This is a genomic window from Bacillus sp. FSL K6-1106, assembly GCF_038005245.1.
GTDB classification, from domain to species: Bacteria; Bacillota; Bacilli; order Bacillales; family Bacillaceae; genus Bacillus; species Bacillus altitudinis.
Genome location: NZ_JBBOSV010000001.1, coordinates 93,971 through 109,137 on the forward strand (window position 1 = coordinate 93,971; position 15,167 = coordinate 109,137).

A 15,167-nucleotide genomic window follows, 5' to 3' on the forward strand; every position below is an offset into this window, starting at 1 on the left:
CACATGGCGACCATTTACATTCATAATGAAGAGAACACGTTACTTGAGAACGAACAAGAGGTCCAGGCGTATTTAGAACAGCAAGGGGTCATTTATGAACATTGGGATATTGAAAAACTACCAAAACAGTTATCAGAAAAGTACGATTTAACAGATGATGAAAAGGAAGAAATTTTAACTGTGTTTCAAGAGGAAATAAAGAGTATTTCCGAGCGAAGAGGATACAAAGCGCAGGATGTGATTTCATTATCAGATGCGACCCCTAACCTGGATGAACTGCTTCAAAACTTTAAACGTGAGCATCATCATACGGATGATGAAGTCAGATTTATCGTGAGCGGTCATGGAATCTTTGCCATTCAAGGCAAAGACGGCGTCTTTTTTGATGTGAGACTGAATCCAGGTGATTTAATTTCTGTGCCTCCGAATATTCGTCACTACTTTACACTTCAAGAAGATCGTCAAGTCGTCGCAGTTCGCATATTTGTCACAACTGAGGGCTGGGTGCCAATTTACGAAGAAGAAACGGTTTAATAGTGGGAGCTGATCATTTCGCATGAGGCGGAAGATCAGTTTTTTTTTAGGAAAATAGACATAAAATGAGAGAGAAAATAGTTGATTTTGGTCTTCTGCATAGGATAAAATTCTGTTTAATCAATGTGTCAATCCTGTCCAATTTTGAAGTTTACCCCCAGAATTCATTGGGTAAAAGGTCTTTAGGCTGTAAAAAATTAAATAAAATAAGCATATTTAATTTAATTTACAAATAAAGTATAATTTTGGTGTCGGATCATTTAGAGCGTAGACAGACGAATTCATAGCGGGAGCTGAGATCATGAATATTTATGTACGGAAAGAACAGTTATTAATGTCAATTGATGAAAAGAGAAGACAAATGGTAGAAGCTGCTCAAGTAGAAGGCTATACAGGTGAGACGACAATTAAATATAGTCAAGAACTGGACAACCTGATGAATGAGTATCAGTATCTTCTTTTTCATGAACAACAATCTGTTGCTTCCTTTCATGATCTTGTATCACAAATGAGTCTCCTTTCTGTCAATCGTCCTTCTTATTGACATCAAAAAACCGGTCTTGCCATTAGCAAAACCGGATGAATGCTTCAGCTATTAGTGTGCAGCAGGGAGCATGATGATTACGGTTGTTCCTTTGTTCACTTCGCTCTCGATATCGATTGTCCCCCCATACATCGAAATGATTCGTTTACACACAACAAGCCCAAGACCTGTTCCTTTTTCCTTCGACGTAATAAAAGGGAGGAAGATATGTTTCAGCATCTCTTCTGGTATACCTTCACCTGTATCTTTCACTTTTATGATGACCTGTTCTTTTTCAGCCTCAATGACAATCTTCAAATGACCGCCATTTGGCATCGCTTCTAACGAGTTTTTCGCTACATTCAATACCACTTGTTTAATGTGATCCTTCGTGCAATACACGCCAACATCTTGAATGGTATTGATTTGCAAATCAACCTCGACATTATAAAGGTTCGCCTCAGAAAATACAATGGGCATGATCTCACTCACAATTTCCTTCACAGAATTATTTTGCCACTTTTCAGCCGTTGGTTTTCCTAGCACAAGAAACTCACTGACGATTTGGTTAATCCGTTTAATTTCTTCCTCGATGACAGAAAAATAAAGCTGATCCTCTTCTGAACGATACTTCTTTTGCAAAAGTTGAATAAACCCGCTAATGCCTGTTAATGGATTGCGAATTTCATGCGCTGTACTTGCCGCAAGTGTTCCAATGAGTTCAAGCTTTTGTGCTTCATTTTGGTGGCGTTCCTGCTGGGTTTGTCGTCTTAAAATGTTATATTGGACGAGTGTGAATAAGATATTTAAGAGAATAAATGCACTGGATAAAGGAAACAGCATCACAGACAGGACTTCACTTGTTGTGGCACGCTGCGGAAAAACCTCCAGCTTCCAGCTGTTTTCATCTAAATATGTAGACACGGTGCTATCACTTTCGGATGCTGGCTGTGGACCACTTGTAAACACAACGTCTCCATTTTGATTCAGCATCTTAAAATGAAGCTCTGGGTTTAATACATTCATAATATTTCTTAAATAATCAATTTGAATCGCAGCGACTAGCACATCTGTGACTTCGTCGTTTTCATTCAAAACAGGGACACAAATGGAGAGAATCCGCTGCTTAGTAATGCGGCTTACATAGTTATCTGTGATGACGGTCTGTTTTGTGACTTGAATACGTTTAAAGTAATCTCTAAATGACAGGTTGATTTTTTCCTTTAATGGTGTGGTGCTGGCTGTGACATTTCCTTTTTGGTCTAGGAGATACAGGCCTGAAAAACGAGGTTCTTGTTTATAGATTTTCTCTAGGATGTTTTGTACTCTTTTCGTTTCAAGCGGCTGGTCAAATCCCATGGCAAGGGAAGTTAATCTTGCTTCTGTTTCACTGATTAAATAATTCATTTGGTTTTTGTGAATATTTAACATAAGTGTAGCGGTTTGTTTGTTTTTTACATCAATTTTCTCAGTTTCTTTTTCGTAGATAAAATAACTAATGATGAGGGTTGGAATTACGACCAAAATAAGGTAAAGCTTGATCTTCTTCCAAAACCCTTTCAGTATACTCATGATTCATCGCTCCAACGTATTACCTAATAGACTTATTATAGCATTGAACCTATCTTTATTACGATGACTTGTGAGATTTTTAAAAAATTAGGTGATTCGTTCTGGTCTCTTTTTCATGCAAAAAATGGTTCAACATGTTGACATTTTACTTATTGTTTATTAATGTCACATTAGTGGGTTGCATTTCATAAAGGATGATAAAAAATGGAAAATCATAATGTTGAGAAATCTTTGAAATTATTTATTGTACTATCACGTGCCTATCGCTCCATTAATCACCACATGAACAAACATATTGTGAAGCACGGTCTGAATCCGACTGAATTTGCTGTATTAGAATTGCTGTATCATAAAGGTGATCAGCCGCTTCAGCAAATAGGTGATAAGATCTTACTCGCAAGCGGAAGCATCACGTATGTGGTTGATAAATTGGAGAAAAAAGAACTCCTTAGCCGGAAAGCTTGTGCAGAAGACCGCAGGGTGACATTTGCACATATTACGGAGCAGGGAAGAGCTTTACTTGATGACATCTTCCCAGATCATGCAAAAGAGATTCACGAGATGATCAGTGTGCTTAGTGAAGAGGAAAAGGATGCCTGCATCGATATGCTCAAACATGTAGGACTGCGTGCCAAGCATTTATATGATCATAAAGAATAAACACATAAAAAAGGAAGCCGTTGGCTTCCTTTTTAGTATGTAGACTAATCCTCGCATATGGTGTCAGTCCTGCGCACCGATAAACGACAAGCGCTTTCAATCGCGCTCATAAGAAAAACAAAGGACTAAAATAAACATCATTTTAGCCCTTTGTCATGATCTGAAAGGAAGCTGCTGGCTTCCTATTTATTTAGCTTTTTTCTCAATTGGCAAAATAAGAACTTCGACGCGTCTGTTTTTACTTCTGCCTTCTGCGGTATCGTTAGAGGCAATCGGTTTAAATTCACCGTAACCTTTTGTGCTAAAGTTCTCTTGGTCTAGGTTGCTGTTTTCAAGGAGAATATTTAAAAAGTTGACCGCACGAATGGCGCTTAAATACCAGTTGGATTCAAATTCAGAATTCCGAATCGGAACGTTATCTGTATGTCCGCTAATGACGATGTCACGAGCAGGGTTAATGACGAGCAGCTTGGATATTTCTTTGGCTAACGGAACATCCTGCGAGCGGATCACCGCTCGCCCAGAATCAAAGAAGATGCTGTCTTCAATTGTAATAAGCAGACCTTCATCCGTCAGCTTTGTTTCAAGCTTCGAACCAAGTTTTTTATCCGCAATGAATGAATCTACTTGCTTTTTAACCTTTGTTAATACCGCTTGGTCACGAGCTTTCGCTTTTGCTTCTTCTTCTTCATCTTCTGCTGATTTTTTGGTTTGATTGCTGTTTTCTGTTTCTTCGGTGCTCTGCATGCTTGATTGGTCCATTACGCCAGTGCCGCCAGTAAAGACAACATTAAACGATTTAGCCATCTGTTCATATTTTGCCGCATCAATGGAGCTAGATGCAAACAGCACAATGAAGAGGGCGAGAAGAAGCGTAAGAAGATCGGCGTAAGGGATCAGCCAAGACTCATCTACATGGTCTTCATGATCATGTTTTTTACGTTTCCTAGCCATTCTGTTTTTCTCCTTCTTCAATGACAAGATTTGCACGTTCTTTTGCTGGTAAGTACATCAGAAGTTTTTGCTCAATGACCTTTGGAGACTGGCCTTCAAGGACAGAAAGAATCCCTTCAATCATAATGAGGCGAAGCTTTACTTCTTCCTTTGATTTACGCTTCAGCTTGTTGGCAAATGGATGCCACAACACATACCCTGTAAAAATCCCAAGCAGTGTGGCGACGAAGGCAGCACTAATCGCATGTCCAAGTGCTTCAATGTCTCCCATGTTTGCAAGTGCGGCAATAAGTCCGACAACGGCACCAAGTACCCCTAGAGTCGGAGCGTATGTACCAGCTTGTGTAAAGATTAATGCGCCTGACTGATGTCTCTCCGACATAGCATCGACTTCTTCAGTTAAGACGTCGCGAATAAATTCAGCACTTTGACCGTCAACTGCCATGCTTAAGCCGTTCTTTAGAAAATCGTCATCGACTTCCTCAAGATTTGCCTCTAATGCCAAAAGACCTTCACGACGAGCAATTTGTGCCCAGTTTGAAAATAGAGGAATCATTTCTTGTATCGTTGGAAGCTTGCTATCTTTGAAAATTTTGCCGAATAATTTTGGTGTTTTCTTAATTTCACTAGATGGGAAGGCAATGACAACAGCTGAAATTGTCCCAACCACAATGATCAATATAGCCGCCGGGTTGATAAGAGCGGTTAGACTCACACCTTTCAAAACCATACCGACACTCAGTGCAATAAATGCTAAAATAATACCAATTAACGATGTTTTGTCCATTATCTCACCAAATCCTTTAACTATCTTTTTCTATAGTTAATATCGGTGTCTTCTAGAAGGGTTTTAGTCAGAATATAAAATTAAGACAGTTTATGTGAAGAAATTTTGACGAAAGCGCTTTCTGAAAGCCGCAAAAAAAGAAACTCCCTCATATAAAAGGGAGTTTTCAGCGTGTAGACAAACCCTCGCATTCTTTGTCAGTCCTGCGCTCTGGTGCTCACGAATGCCAAATTCGCTCCGCGCCAGTACTCGTCCTTCCTAGGGCTGCAAAGGTTTTCTATCACGCTGAAAAGAAGACAAAGGGTTAAAATCAAGTTCATTTTAGCCCTTTGTCAACAATCTGGAAACTTCATCTTTTTTGAGCTGTTTCATCTAAGAGCAATTCTTTTAATTTTTCTTCATGTATGATTTTGATCAAATCGTAGTTCCAATTGGTCATGTGATCCATGTGATCCACCTCTTTTTCTTTTATCGTAAAGGAAAAGAGGCGGGGGAGCGTCGGCGCTCAGATGGAATTTAGACACTGCAACATGATGGAGCTGAAGATCCTCCTTAGGATGTACTTAGCTCTTTTTCACAACAATTTCGTCATGTTCAACATCGACTGTAAATCCAGTAAGTTGTTCTTCTTCAAGCAAGATGTCCGTCATTTGATCCTCAACATGCTCTTGAATCGTTCTTCGTAACGGACGAGCCCCAAATGCTGGATGATAACCAAGTTCAGCGATTTTTTCTTTCGCTTCGTTTGTGACGTGAACAGTTAGATTTTGTTCTTTTAACTGCTCTGACAAATCTTTGAGCAGAAGATCCACAATTTTGACTAAATCGTCTTTATCTAATGAATCAAACTGAATGATGCTGTCAAAACGGTTCAAGAATTCCGGTTTGAAATAAGCGCTCAGTGAATCAATCAATGATTGTTCTTCGATGGCTTCTTCTTGTTCAGACTGGAATCCGACTTTGACTGCTTTTTTATCTGTGCTGCCAGCGTTACTTGTCATAATGATGACTGTGTCTTTAAAGCTGACGGTTCTGCCTTGGCTGTCTGTTAGCCGGCCATCTTCCATGATTTGAAGGAACATATGCTGGACATCAGGGTGCGCTTTTTCGATTTCATCGAGCAAAATGATGCTGTATGGTTTTCTGCGAACCTTTTCCGTGAGCTGTCCGGCTTCATCATGTCCAACGTAACCAGGAGGAGAACCGATGATTTTGGACACGGAGTGTTTCTCCATGTACTCACTCATATCTAAACGAATGATCGCTTCTTTTGAGCCAAATAATTCTTCCGCTAATGTTTTAGACAATTCGGTTTTCCCGACGCCTGTTGGCCCAACGAATAGGAAGGAGCCAGTTGGTCTATGTTTTGATTTTAAGCCGGCTCTGCTTCTTTTTACGGCTTTCGCCACTTTTTCAACCGCATGTTCCTGACCAATGACGCGGGCTTTTAAGCGGACATCAATTTCTTTCATTTTTGTTTGTTCGTCTGCTTGTAGTTTGCCGACAGGGATACCTGTTTTTTGTTCTACAATCGACTGAATGTCCTCAGCTGTGACGACATGTTCTTTGTCATTTGTTTTGTTTTGCAATCTCGCTTCAATCGCTTCTTCTTCGTCTCGAAGTTTTGCTGCTTTTTCATAGCGTTCTTCATTTAAAGCGGCTTGTTTTTCAGCGGCAATTTGCGCAAGACGGTTTGTTAATTCATCTTCACTTGCTGCATCAATGGAGAGATTCGCTTTTGAACCTGCTTCATCCATTAAATCAATGGCTTTATCTGGCAAGTGGCGGTCTTGAATATACCGCGAAGATAATTGAACACACGCTTTAATGGCTTCGTCAGAATAGGTGACGCCATGATAGGCTTCATACTTATCTTGAATGCCTTTTAAGATCTCGAATGCTTCATCCTGTGTTGGCTCATCAACGATGACAGGCTGGAACCTGCGTTCAAGGGCAGCATCTTTTTCAATCTGACGATACTCTTTTAATGTTGTCGCACCTACTAGCTGCAGTTCCCCTCGAGCTAGAGCTGGTTTCAAAATGTTTCCGGCATCCATTGACCCTTCGGCAGAGCCTGCGCCTACAAGAAGATGAATTTCATCAACGAATAAGATGATATTTTTACGGCTTTGCAATTCTTTGATTAATTGCTTCATCCGTTCCTCAAATTGACCACGTATACCTGTGTTTGCCACAAGTGAAGAGACATCTAATAAATAAACTTGTTTGTTCTTTAATTTATTTGGTACATCTCCATTTGCAATTTTTAGTGCTAGTCCTTCGGCTATGGCCGTTTTACCAACACCAGGTTCACCAATGAGGACAGGATTGTTTTTATTTCTTCTATTTAAAATCTCAATGACTCTTGTGACTTCTTCATCACGGCCAATGACAGGATCGATTAAACCAGCATGTGCGCCATCCGTTAAGTTCCGGCCAAGCTCATCGAGTAAGCCTTTTTGTTTAGGCCGCTCTTGGCTCGTCGCATGTCCTGCTTGCTCAGAGAAGAATGAACCGCCTCCGAACAGGTTAGGACCCATTTTCATTTTTGACTGTTCCATCAAAGAGGTATAGCAGTCTTCACATAAAACCATTTGGCTACGGGACGAATTTACTTGCATATTCAGGCGAATAGTTGCTTCATTTACTTGACAATGTTGACAACGCATGAGCCATGACCTCCTTAAAATAAAGTTTGACTTTATTTGACCAATGAATGTTAAATAAAATGGTCTGTTGTTTGACCATCTTTGACTATAGTATACTCTGACCTATTTTGACTTTCAACTGTTTTGCTCATCGCTGAATGAAAAATCCTTTTTTGCATTTAATCATGGTTTGTCCTTCTTTTCAAGGAACTTGTCTCATAGGATAAAAAAGAGACAATCGAAAGTGATGGGTGCGGAGGGGTCATATGAAACGTTCAAATGAATCCGCTTTTCAGCTTGCCTTTGTATATGTAGGAACAGTGGTTGGAGCTGGGTTTGCGACAGGAAAAGAAATCGTAGAATTTTTTGTTCGTTTTGGCTGGATTGGATTGATCGGGATTTTGATTAGCGGTGTTATTTTTACCGGCCTTGGCGCAAAAATGATGCTTATTTCCAAACGAATTGAAGCGGAGTCTTATCAAGATATGAATCGGTTTTTATTTGGAGCTGCTGCGAGTCGATATATTAACATCGTCATGTTTTTTATATTACTAGGTGTGACGTCAGTGATGATTTCTGGAGCAGGCGCTATTTTTGAAGAACAACTTGGCATCTCAAAAGAATATGGTATTTTTTTAACGATTATTTTAAGTGTCATTGTCCTTTTTAAAGGTTCAAAAGGGTTATTTGGTGTCAATGTACTTGTCGTTCCCATGCTGATTTTCTTTTCGCTGATTGTGTTTCTAGACTCATTTGTGTTTAGTAGCGGTGAAAGCCACGTTCTGGGGCTGCAAATGGGAGAGGGCGAATGGATGTTGTCTGCGATTTCATATGGTGCATTTAATTTAGCGTTGTCTCAAGCCGTATTAGTGCCGGTCGCAAACGAAATGACATCCGAAGCCGTTATAAAAAGGGGAGCGGTGCTTGGAGGTCTGATGCTGACACTCATTCTGCTCGCCTGCTTTTTATCCCTTTCTTCATTAGAAATGCTGGAGGCGTATGATATTCCGATGGCCCAAGTGGTGTATCAAGTCGCAAACTCCATTCATCTCATCTATTTATTCGTGATCTTTGGTGAAGTCTTTACATCCGTTATAGGGAATTTATACGGTCTCGAAAGACAGGTGAGGGCGTATATTCGATTGAACAGTATGTATACGATATCCTTTATTCTGCTTTGCTGTTATGTCATCAGTAAAATTGGATACGGTACACTCATTTCAACGGTTTACCCTGTTTTTGGCTATGTCAGTATCTTTTTTATCCTCTTTCTTTGTCTGAAAAAAGTGCCTGCATCACGTGATAAGTAAAGAAGGGATAGCTTGTACACCAATTATGTGGTACACTATCCTCTGTGAAAATTGAACAAAAATCCGTGAAAACGGGAGAGGTTCTAGCAAAACCCTCTATAAAAAACTAAGGACTTGCCGTATCCTTGGATGTGGCATTTTTTATTTTTTATGGCTGGGACACCTCATACACATGTAAAGGTGTCTTTTCTTTTGAGAAAAATAGGGGTTTTCATGAACCTTTCAGATGCAGCTTTGTGCGGAGGTACGGGTCTGCAAAAGGAGGAAAAGGAAAAATGAAAAATGAAAAAGCGGTCGTTGTCTTTAGCGGGGGACAGGACAGTACGACATGTTTACTATGGGCACTTCAACAATTTAAAGAGGTTGAAACGGTAACCTTTCATTATAATCAGCGTCATCAAGAAGAAATTGATGTCGCCAAAAGAATTGCTGACAAGCTAGGTGTGAAAAATCATCTATTAGATATGTCTCTTTTAAATCAGCTTGCACCCAATGCCTTAACAAGAGATGACATTGATATTGAAGAAAAAGAAGGAGAACTGCCTTCCACATTTGTTCCGGGGAGAAACTTAGTTTTCTTATCCTTTGCATCCATTCTTGCGTATCAAATTGGAGCACGTCATATTATTACGGGTGTGTGCGAGACAGACTTTAGCGGCTACCCAGATTGTCGAGATGAGTTTGTGAAATCTTGTAACGTCACCGTGAATTTGGCAATGGAAAAACCATTTGTCATCCATACGCCGCTCATGTGGCTGAATAAAGCTGAAACGTGGAAGCTGGCTGATGAACTGAATGCGCTAGATTTTGTGAAAAATGAAACACTCACTTGCTATAATGGCATCATTTCTGATGGCTGCGGGGAATGTCCTGCATGTAAGCTTCGGAAAAATGGCTATGACACTTATATGGACATGAAGGAGGCGAACTAAATGCTTTCTCAAATCTATCCACAGACGAATCATCCATTTTCGTTTGAATTAAATAAAGATATGCATGTATCGGCAGCCCATTTTATCCCGAGAGAAGATGCTGGCGCTTGTAGCCGCGTACATGGTCATACGTATACGATTAACATTACGATTGCAGGAGATCATCTAGATGATTCAGGTTTCCTTGTGAATTTTAGCACGCTAAAAAAACTCATTCATGGACAGTACGACCATACACTGCTCAATGACCATGAAGAATTCTCATCAAATGATCCATACGCGATGCCAACCACTGAGGTTGTCGCAAAGACTGTGTATGATAAAGTCGCAGCATATTTATCGACTTTAGCGAACAAACCAGTATGTGTTCAAGTTTTTGTCAGAGAGACACCAACAAGCTACTGCATTTACCGTCCGAAACGAGTTGAGCTCAATGACTAAAGCGATTCCTGTCTTAGAAATCTTTGGTCCAACCATTCAAGGAGAAGGAATGGTCATTGGCCAAAAAACCATGTTTGTCAGAACGGCTGGCTGTGACTACTCTTGCAGCTGGTGTGATTCATCTTTTACATGGGATGGATCAGCTAAGCATGATATTCAGTGGCTTCAGGCAGAGGACATTGTAAAAGAGCTGAAGAGAATAGGTGGAAAGGCTTTTTCTCATGTCACCATTTCAGGTGGGAATCCTGCGCTTTTAAAACAAATGGAATCACTTATTGATTTATTGCATGAAGAAGGAATTGATACGGCGCTTGAAACGCAGGGAACGATGTATCAAGATTGGTTTTTGAAGATAGATGATTTAACCATTTCTCCAAAACCACCAAGTTCAAATATGAAAACAGATTTTACGAAACTTACACGTATCATAGATGAATTGAAAAATGGAAACAGATTGCAACATGCAAGCCTGAAGGTCGTGATCTTTGATGATCTTGATCTAGCCTATGCAAAGGATGTTCATGCGAAATACCCAGAACTCCCCTTTTATTTGCAGGTGGGAAATGATGATACAACAACAGCTGATGATGCGTACCTATTGACGCACTTATTAAAGAAATACGAAATGCTTGTAGATCAAGTAGCGCAAGACCCTGATTTGAATCGTGTGAGAGTCTTACCACAACTGCACACGCTATTGTGGGGAAATAAACGAGGCGTATAGAAAGGAAGAAACAAAATGACGACAAGAAAACCAGAAGAATTAGAAGGTGTCACTTTACTAGGAAACCAGGGGACCAATTACTTGTTTGACTATGCACCACAAGTGCTTGAAACGTTCCCGAATAAACATACGAATAGAGATTATTTTGTGAAATTCAACTGCCCAGAATTCACATCACTTTGCCCGCAAACAGGGCAGCCAGATTTTGCGACTGTGTATATCAGCTACATCCCAAATGAAATCATGGTCGAAAGTAAATCATTAAAATTATATTTGTTCAGCTTCCGTAACCACGGTGACTTCCATGAGGATTGTATGAATATTATCATGAACGACCTCATTGAATTAATGGACCCAAGATATATCGAAGTATGGGGCAAATTTACACCAAGAGGCGGTATTTCAATTGATCCGTATACGAACTACGGAAAACCTGGGACAAAGTATGAAGAGATGGCATCGTATCGTATGATGAATCACGATATGTATCCAGAAACGATTGATAATCGCTAATAAATAAGAAAAGACATGTGGATGACATGTCTTTTTTTATGGAATAGATTATGATGTCACATAAAAAAAGAGAAGAGTCATGTCACTCTTCTCATACCAATAGGAATAGAACTTGCTAGGACGGCTGGGGGCTACCAGCTCGTATGTATAGTATACATGACAGAACGTATGTTTGTAAAGGTGTATCATGCTTTTATTCTTCATATATTTACTTTAAGATAAAATTGAAACGAGCGAATGAAAATGGAGGCGTTTGTGTTGGCAAACAAAGAAGACAAAACAGAGAAGCTGCTAATGGAATTAAGGGAAGAGCTTCAGATGCTTGAACATCAAAACAAAGAACGATATAAGTGGAATGCCTCCACATTACTTGGAGTGATCGCCCTTTTAATTGATAAAGGCGTGATAACACCTGAAGAAGTTGATATGTACAAAACAAAAGCGGAAATGCAAACCTTTCACGCGCAAAAAGACTGACGCCACTTTATATGGTTGTCAGCCTTTTTCATATGTGATGGTCAAAAGAGAACAGAGCTGTGACACGAGTCAGCTTTGCTGTGTATATCTTTATGTAACGGTAGTCTGAATTGAGGATTGCAAATTAATGTACGGAGTCTTTGATGATTTTATAGTTTTTATGATTAACGACTGTTAGTGAATCCAGTTCTAAATCTCTATAGTTGTCCATAATGGTGACATCCACAATAACAGAGTTTTCATTCACTTTTTCAACTACACCTGTTAAACCATTTCTAAATTCGATCACATTCCCAATTTTTGCAATCTTCAACCGATCCCTCTCCTTTAAAAACAGATTTCATTCCCTATTAAAAAGTATTTTGCAATATTTTCATACCAATGTAAAGGATAAAGACGTTTTTCTTTCGTTTTCGTTGTACGCTTTGAAAACGAATGGTATATTTAATATTTGATCAAGGCTGAAAAGGAGCGATTTTTTTGACTGAAGAACACATCAACACAATACTAGAATCATTACGGGATGGTACTGAAAAACAAGTGACCATTCAAAAGGATGATTTTTTAACATTTCGTTCTGTATTGGTCAATCAAGATGATTTTAAACATTTTCGCGGAATCGCCAAGCATGGTGGAGATGTTATTTTTGAATATCTTAAAGAAGCAAGAAGCTAAAGCTTTTTCTCATTCATGAGAAAAAGCTTTTTATTTTGGTTCTTTTGTCACACTTCAAACCAGCTTGATACATATGAAAAGAAAATGTAATAACCCATAATCAGGAGCATAAGGATGATTATAGGCTAAAAAGAGACTATATTAAACGCTTACATTACCAGTTCATGCGTATTTCAACTAGGACATGCCATTTAATGACGGAATTTGGACAGGCATGAAAATCTTTGTGCGTGAAAATAGAAGAAGCTCTTGTTAGAGTGGACAAGTATCTTACGGCCTACATTAATTAAGGGAGGAATGAGGCGAATGATCAAAATTCATACAGCTCTTTTTGCCATCCTTATGCTCATCTCAGCGATCAAGATGGACAATATACAAGAGCAAGAGGGCACATTAAGTCAGAAACTTGAACAAGCACCTGAAAAGCATCAGCTTTCATATATAGATCAAGATAATAAGCATACCGTGATTCCAGCGTTTTCAGAGGAGAAACATCAGCCGAAAGTGAAAATGCTAAGCACGTCAACAGAGGAGAAGGCATCAAAACCGAAGCCGAAGAAAAAGGAAACGGCAAAGCCAGCAAGCTCAAGAAATCAATCACACTATTCTAATGAAGAAATGGACTTGCTTTCTCGGTTGGTACATGCCGAAGCAAAAGGTGAATCTTACGCAGGGAAAAAAGCTGTAGCAAGCGTCGTCTTAAACCGCGTGGAACACCGCTCTTTTCCTGACAGTGTCAGAGGCGTGATTTATCAGCGAAATGCCTTCCAGCCCGTATCAAATGGAAGTATCAATGATAAGGCAGACCAGGATTCCGTAAAAGCTGTGAAGCAGGTTGTCAAAGAAGATGACAGAACAACAAAGGCGATTTATTTTTATAATCCAAAAACGGCGACAGATAACTGGATTCGTTCTCGTAAAATTGTAGAACGCATTGGCCGTCACGTGTTTGCAGTGTAAAGAAAAGCAGCGATCAATCAGTCGCTGTTTTTTTGTCTTCAATTATTAAAATATTTTCAGGACTTGTCTCATAGAATGTGAAAAGAATTTGCTTTTAGACAAGGGGAGGCTACATGAATCGATTTGTAAAAGGGGTCATTCTGCTATCTGTCGCAGCTTTCATTGCTGAGTGTATCGAGTTTTTAGTCAATATGATTTTAGCGAGAGAGCTTGGAGAACATGGAATGGGTTTATATATGAGCATCCTTCCCATCATCATGCTTGTGCTTGTGATCGCCAGCTTAGAGCTGCCAGTCTCCATTTCTAAATTCATTGCAGAATCGCATGAGCGGCTTCATAAAAGTATGCTTCGCCATGCATTTAAAATGACGCTTGTGGTGACATGCACAACAACGACAATAGCAGCCATTGTACTGCCTTTCATTCCTGTATTTCAATCGTATCATCCGCTGATGAAGGGCTTGGTTCTGTCACTCATTCCAATCATCGCATTTACGTCCATTGCACGCGGCTATTTTATGGGCAAGCAGCAAATGGGCAGAATTGCTCTAGCCAATATGCTGAAAAAAACGATCCAGCTTATCTGTTTGTTTTTGTTTTTTCATTGGTATTCGTTTGATATTGAAACAGCGGTGCTTATCGCGATTGGTGTGATTGTTGCAAGTGATCTCGTCGTCTTTATCTATTTATATTCCCAATACGTCATGGCGAAAAATGCTGTGAATGTCAGATCGGTTGAGTTAAGAGGGATTGACGTCAGAAAACGTTTGTTAGCAGTCTCCATTCCGACAACAGGTATGCGTATCTTTCATGCCATTGCCAATGCGGTTGAACCGTTTTTAATCAAAGGAGCCCTCGTTGCAGCGGGCATTTCTGGTACGCTTGCTGTTGATCATTACGGAATGCTTGCTGGCGTAGCAATGTCGATCGGTTTTTTTCCGGCGTTTATCGCTCATTCCATTATGATTGTGATGATTCCGAATGTATCAGAAGCCTATGCCTTGGGGCAGTATGATCTCGTGAAAAAACGTGTCAGACAAGCGATTCTCATTACGTTTGGCTATGGGGTGCCAGCCGTGATGATCATGTATTATTTCGCTTATCCGCTCACGCAGCTCTTTTTTGACTCACCGCAAGCAGCCGTCTACTTGCAGCTCCTCTGGCCTTATTTCTTATGCCACTTGTTCGTGATGCCGTTTCAAGCGTGTTTAATTGGTATGGGTCTCATAAAAGATGTGTTCCTACATAATATATGGGTGCACGTGGTGTCGTTCTCTATGGTGTATTTCCTAGGATCCATCGAATCCTTAAATATGATGGGTGTTATCTTAGGAATGAACACGGGGATGCTGCTTTTAACGGCTCTGCATTATGCAACGATTTGCAAGGAACTCGGCGTCTCCATGTTTCTTACATTGAAAAAAGCTTGAATGTCATGTGCAGCTAGCGGGCAAGCT

17 protein-coding genes and 1 riboswitch are annotated in these 15,167 nt (G+C 39.9%); of the genes, 12 read left to right on the plus strand and 5 right to left on the minus strand.

Features of this window, described 5'->3' with window-relative positions:
• Nucleotides 1–3: 3 nt before the first annotated feature.
• On the plus strand, nucleotides 4–534 hold the full coding sequence (locus MHI20_RS00520) for a 1,2-dihydroxy-3-keto-5-methylthiopentene dioxygenase (RefSeq protein ID WP_024719646.1): 531 nt from the start codon (nucleotides 4–6) through the stop codon (nucleotides 532–534).
• Nucleotides 535–835: 301 nt separating this feature from the next.
• Nucleotides 836–1,078 carry an aspartyl-phosphate phosphatase Spo0E family protein gene (locus tag MHI20_RS00525; RefSeq protein WP_008346101.1) on the plus strand — a complete coding sequence of 81 codons (243 nt, stop codon included), beginning with the start codon at nucleotides 836–838 and terminating at the stop codon, nucleotides 1,076–1,078.
• Between the two features lie 51 nt (nucleotides 1,079–1,129).
• On the opposite strand, the gene MHI20_RS00530 is transcribed toward MHI20_RS00525, so the two are convergent.
• Nucleotides 1,130–2,629: an ATP-binding protein gene (locus MHI20_RS00530; protein ID WP_340936259.1), complete on the minus strand. Its 1,500-nt coding sequence runs from the start codon at nucleotides 2,627–2,629 to the stop codon at nucleotides 1,130–1,132.
• A gap of 204 nt (nucleotides 2,630–2,833) precedes the next feature.
• On the opposite strand from MHI20_RS00530, the gene MHI20_RS00535 reads away from it, so the two are divergent.
• A complete protein-coding gene (locus MHI20_RS00535) occupies nucleotides 2,834–3,289 on the plus strand; it encodes a MarR family winged helix-turn-helix transcriptional regulator (RefSeq protein ID WP_003211701.1) in 456 nt (151 codons plus the stop codon).
• Nucleotides 3,290–3,475: 186 nt separating this feature from the next.
• Here MHI20_RS00535 and motB read toward each other — a convergent pair whose 3' ends face one another.
• From motB to MHI20_RS00550, 3 genes are all read right to left on the minus strand, one after another.
• Nucleotides 3,476–4,243: a flagellar motor protein MotB gene (gene motB / locus MHI20_RS00540; RefSeq protein WP_024719648.1), complete on the minus strand. Its 768-nt coding sequence runs from the start codon at nucleotides 4,241–4,243 to the stop codon at nucleotides 3,476–3,478.
• Nucleotides 4,236–5,030: a flagellar motor stator protein MotA gene (gene motA / locus MHI20_RS00545; protein ID WP_008346088.1), complete on the minus strand. Its 795-nt coding sequence runs from the start codon at nucleotides 5,028–5,030 to the stop codon at nucleotides 4,236–4,238. Before motA ends, motB begins: the two co-directional genes overlap by 8 nt.
• A gap of 563 nt (nucleotides 5,031–5,593) precedes the next feature.
• The gene (locus MHI20_RS00550) at nucleotides 5,594–7,699 is read right to left on the minus strand and encodes an ATP-dependent Clp protease ATP-binding subunit (RefSeq protein ID WP_061418800.1); all 2,106 of its coding nucleotides are present in this window, start codon (nucleotides 7,697–7,699) and stop codon (nucleotides 5,594–5,596) included.
• A 245-nt stretch (nucleotides 7,700–7,944) separates the two neighbouring features.
• Here MHI20_RS00550 and MHI20_RS00555 point away from each other — a divergent pair, with 245 nt between their 5' ends.
• The 6 genes from MHI20_RS00555 (at nucleotide 7,945) to MHI20_RS00580 (ending at nucleotide 12,075) form a co-directional block, all read left to right on the plus strand.
• On the plus strand, nucleotides 7,945–8,988 hold the full coding sequence (locus MHI20_RS00555) for a YkvI family membrane protein (protein WP_058337417.1): 1,044 nt from the start codon (nucleotides 7,945–7,947) through the stop codon (nucleotides 8,986–8,988).
• Between the two features lie 71 nt (nucleotides 8,989–9,059).
• Nucleotides 9,060–9,104, plus strand: a riboswitch (PreQ1 riboswitch).
• Between the two features lie 159 nt (nucleotides 9,105–9,263).
• Nucleotides 9,264–9,920 (plus strand): 7-cyano-7-deazaguanine synthase QueC, encoded by a 657-nt coding sequence (gene queC, locus MHI20_RS00560; RefSeq protein WP_008348090.1) that lies wholly within the window; start codon nucleotides 9,264–9,266, stop codon nucleotides 9,918–9,920.
• Entirely contained in the window at nucleotides 9,921–10,361 is a 441-nt protein-coding gene (gene queD / locus MHI20_RS00565; RefSeq protein WP_039169139.1) for a 6-carboxytetrahydropterin synthase QueD, read from the plus strand.
• Complete coding sequence (gene queE, locus MHI20_RS00570; protein ID WP_024719652.1) at nucleotides 10,354–11,085, plus strand: 7-carboxy-7-deazaguanine synthase QueE; 732 nt, start codon at nucleotides 10,354–10,356, stop codon at nucleotides 11,083–11,085. Before queD ends, queE begins: the two co-directional genes overlap by 8 nt.
• A gap of 15 nt (nucleotides 11,086–11,100) precedes the next feature.
• Nucleotides 11,101–11,598, plus strand: coding sequence for a preQ(1) synthase (gene queF, locus MHI20_RS00575; RefSeq protein WP_003211403.1), 498 nt, complete (start codon nucleotides 11,101–11,103; stop codon nucleotides 11,596–11,598).
• 258 nt (nucleotides 11,599–11,856) lie between these two features.
• The gene (locus MHI20_RS00580; RefSeq protein WP_061418803.1) at nucleotides 11,857–12,075 is read left to right on the plus strand and encodes a hypothetical protein; all 219 of its coding nucleotides are present in this window, start codon (nucleotides 11,857–11,859) and stop codon (nucleotides 12,073–12,075) included.
• A 124-nt stretch (nucleotides 12,076–12,199) separates the two neighbouring features.
• On the opposite strand, the gene MHI20_RS00585 is transcribed toward MHI20_RS00580, so the two are convergent.
• On the minus strand, nucleotides 12,200–12,388 hold the full coding sequence (locus tag MHI20_RS00585) for a YkvS family protein (protein WP_003211747.1): 189 nt from the start codon (nucleotides 12,386–12,388) through the stop codon (nucleotides 12,200–12,202).
• A 167-nt stretch (nucleotides 12,389–12,555) separates the two neighbouring features.
• On the opposite strand from MHI20_RS00585, the gene MHI20_RS00590 reads away from it, so the two are divergent.
• The 3 genes from MHI20_RS00590 to MHI20_RS00600 all read left to right on the plus strand — a co-directional run bounded on the left by MHI20_RS00590 (nucleotide 12,556) and on the right by MHI20_RS00600 (nucleotide 15,140).
• Nucleotides 12,556–12,750: a hypothetical protein gene (locus tag MHI20_RS00590; RefSeq protein ID WP_056704847.1), complete on the plus strand. Its 195-nt coding sequence runs from the start codon at nucleotides 12,556–12,558 to the stop codon at nucleotides 12,748–12,750.
• A gap of 306 nt (nucleotides 12,751–13,056) precedes the next feature.
• Nucleotides 13,057–13,710, plus strand: a complete 654-nt coding sequence (locus tag MHI20_RS00595) for a cell wall hydrolase (RefSeq protein WP_045035134.1) — start codon at nucleotides 13,057–13,059, stop codon at nucleotides 13,708–13,710.
• A gap of 113 nt (nucleotides 13,711–13,823) precedes the next feature.
• Nucleotides 13,824–15,140: a polysaccharide biosynthesis protein gene (locus tag MHI20_RS00600; RefSeq protein ID WP_041507392.1), complete on the plus strand. Its 1,317-nt coding sequence runs from the start codon at nucleotides 13,824–13,826 to the stop codon at nucleotides 15,138–15,140.
• Nucleotides 15,141–15,167: the final 27 nt, after the last annotated feature.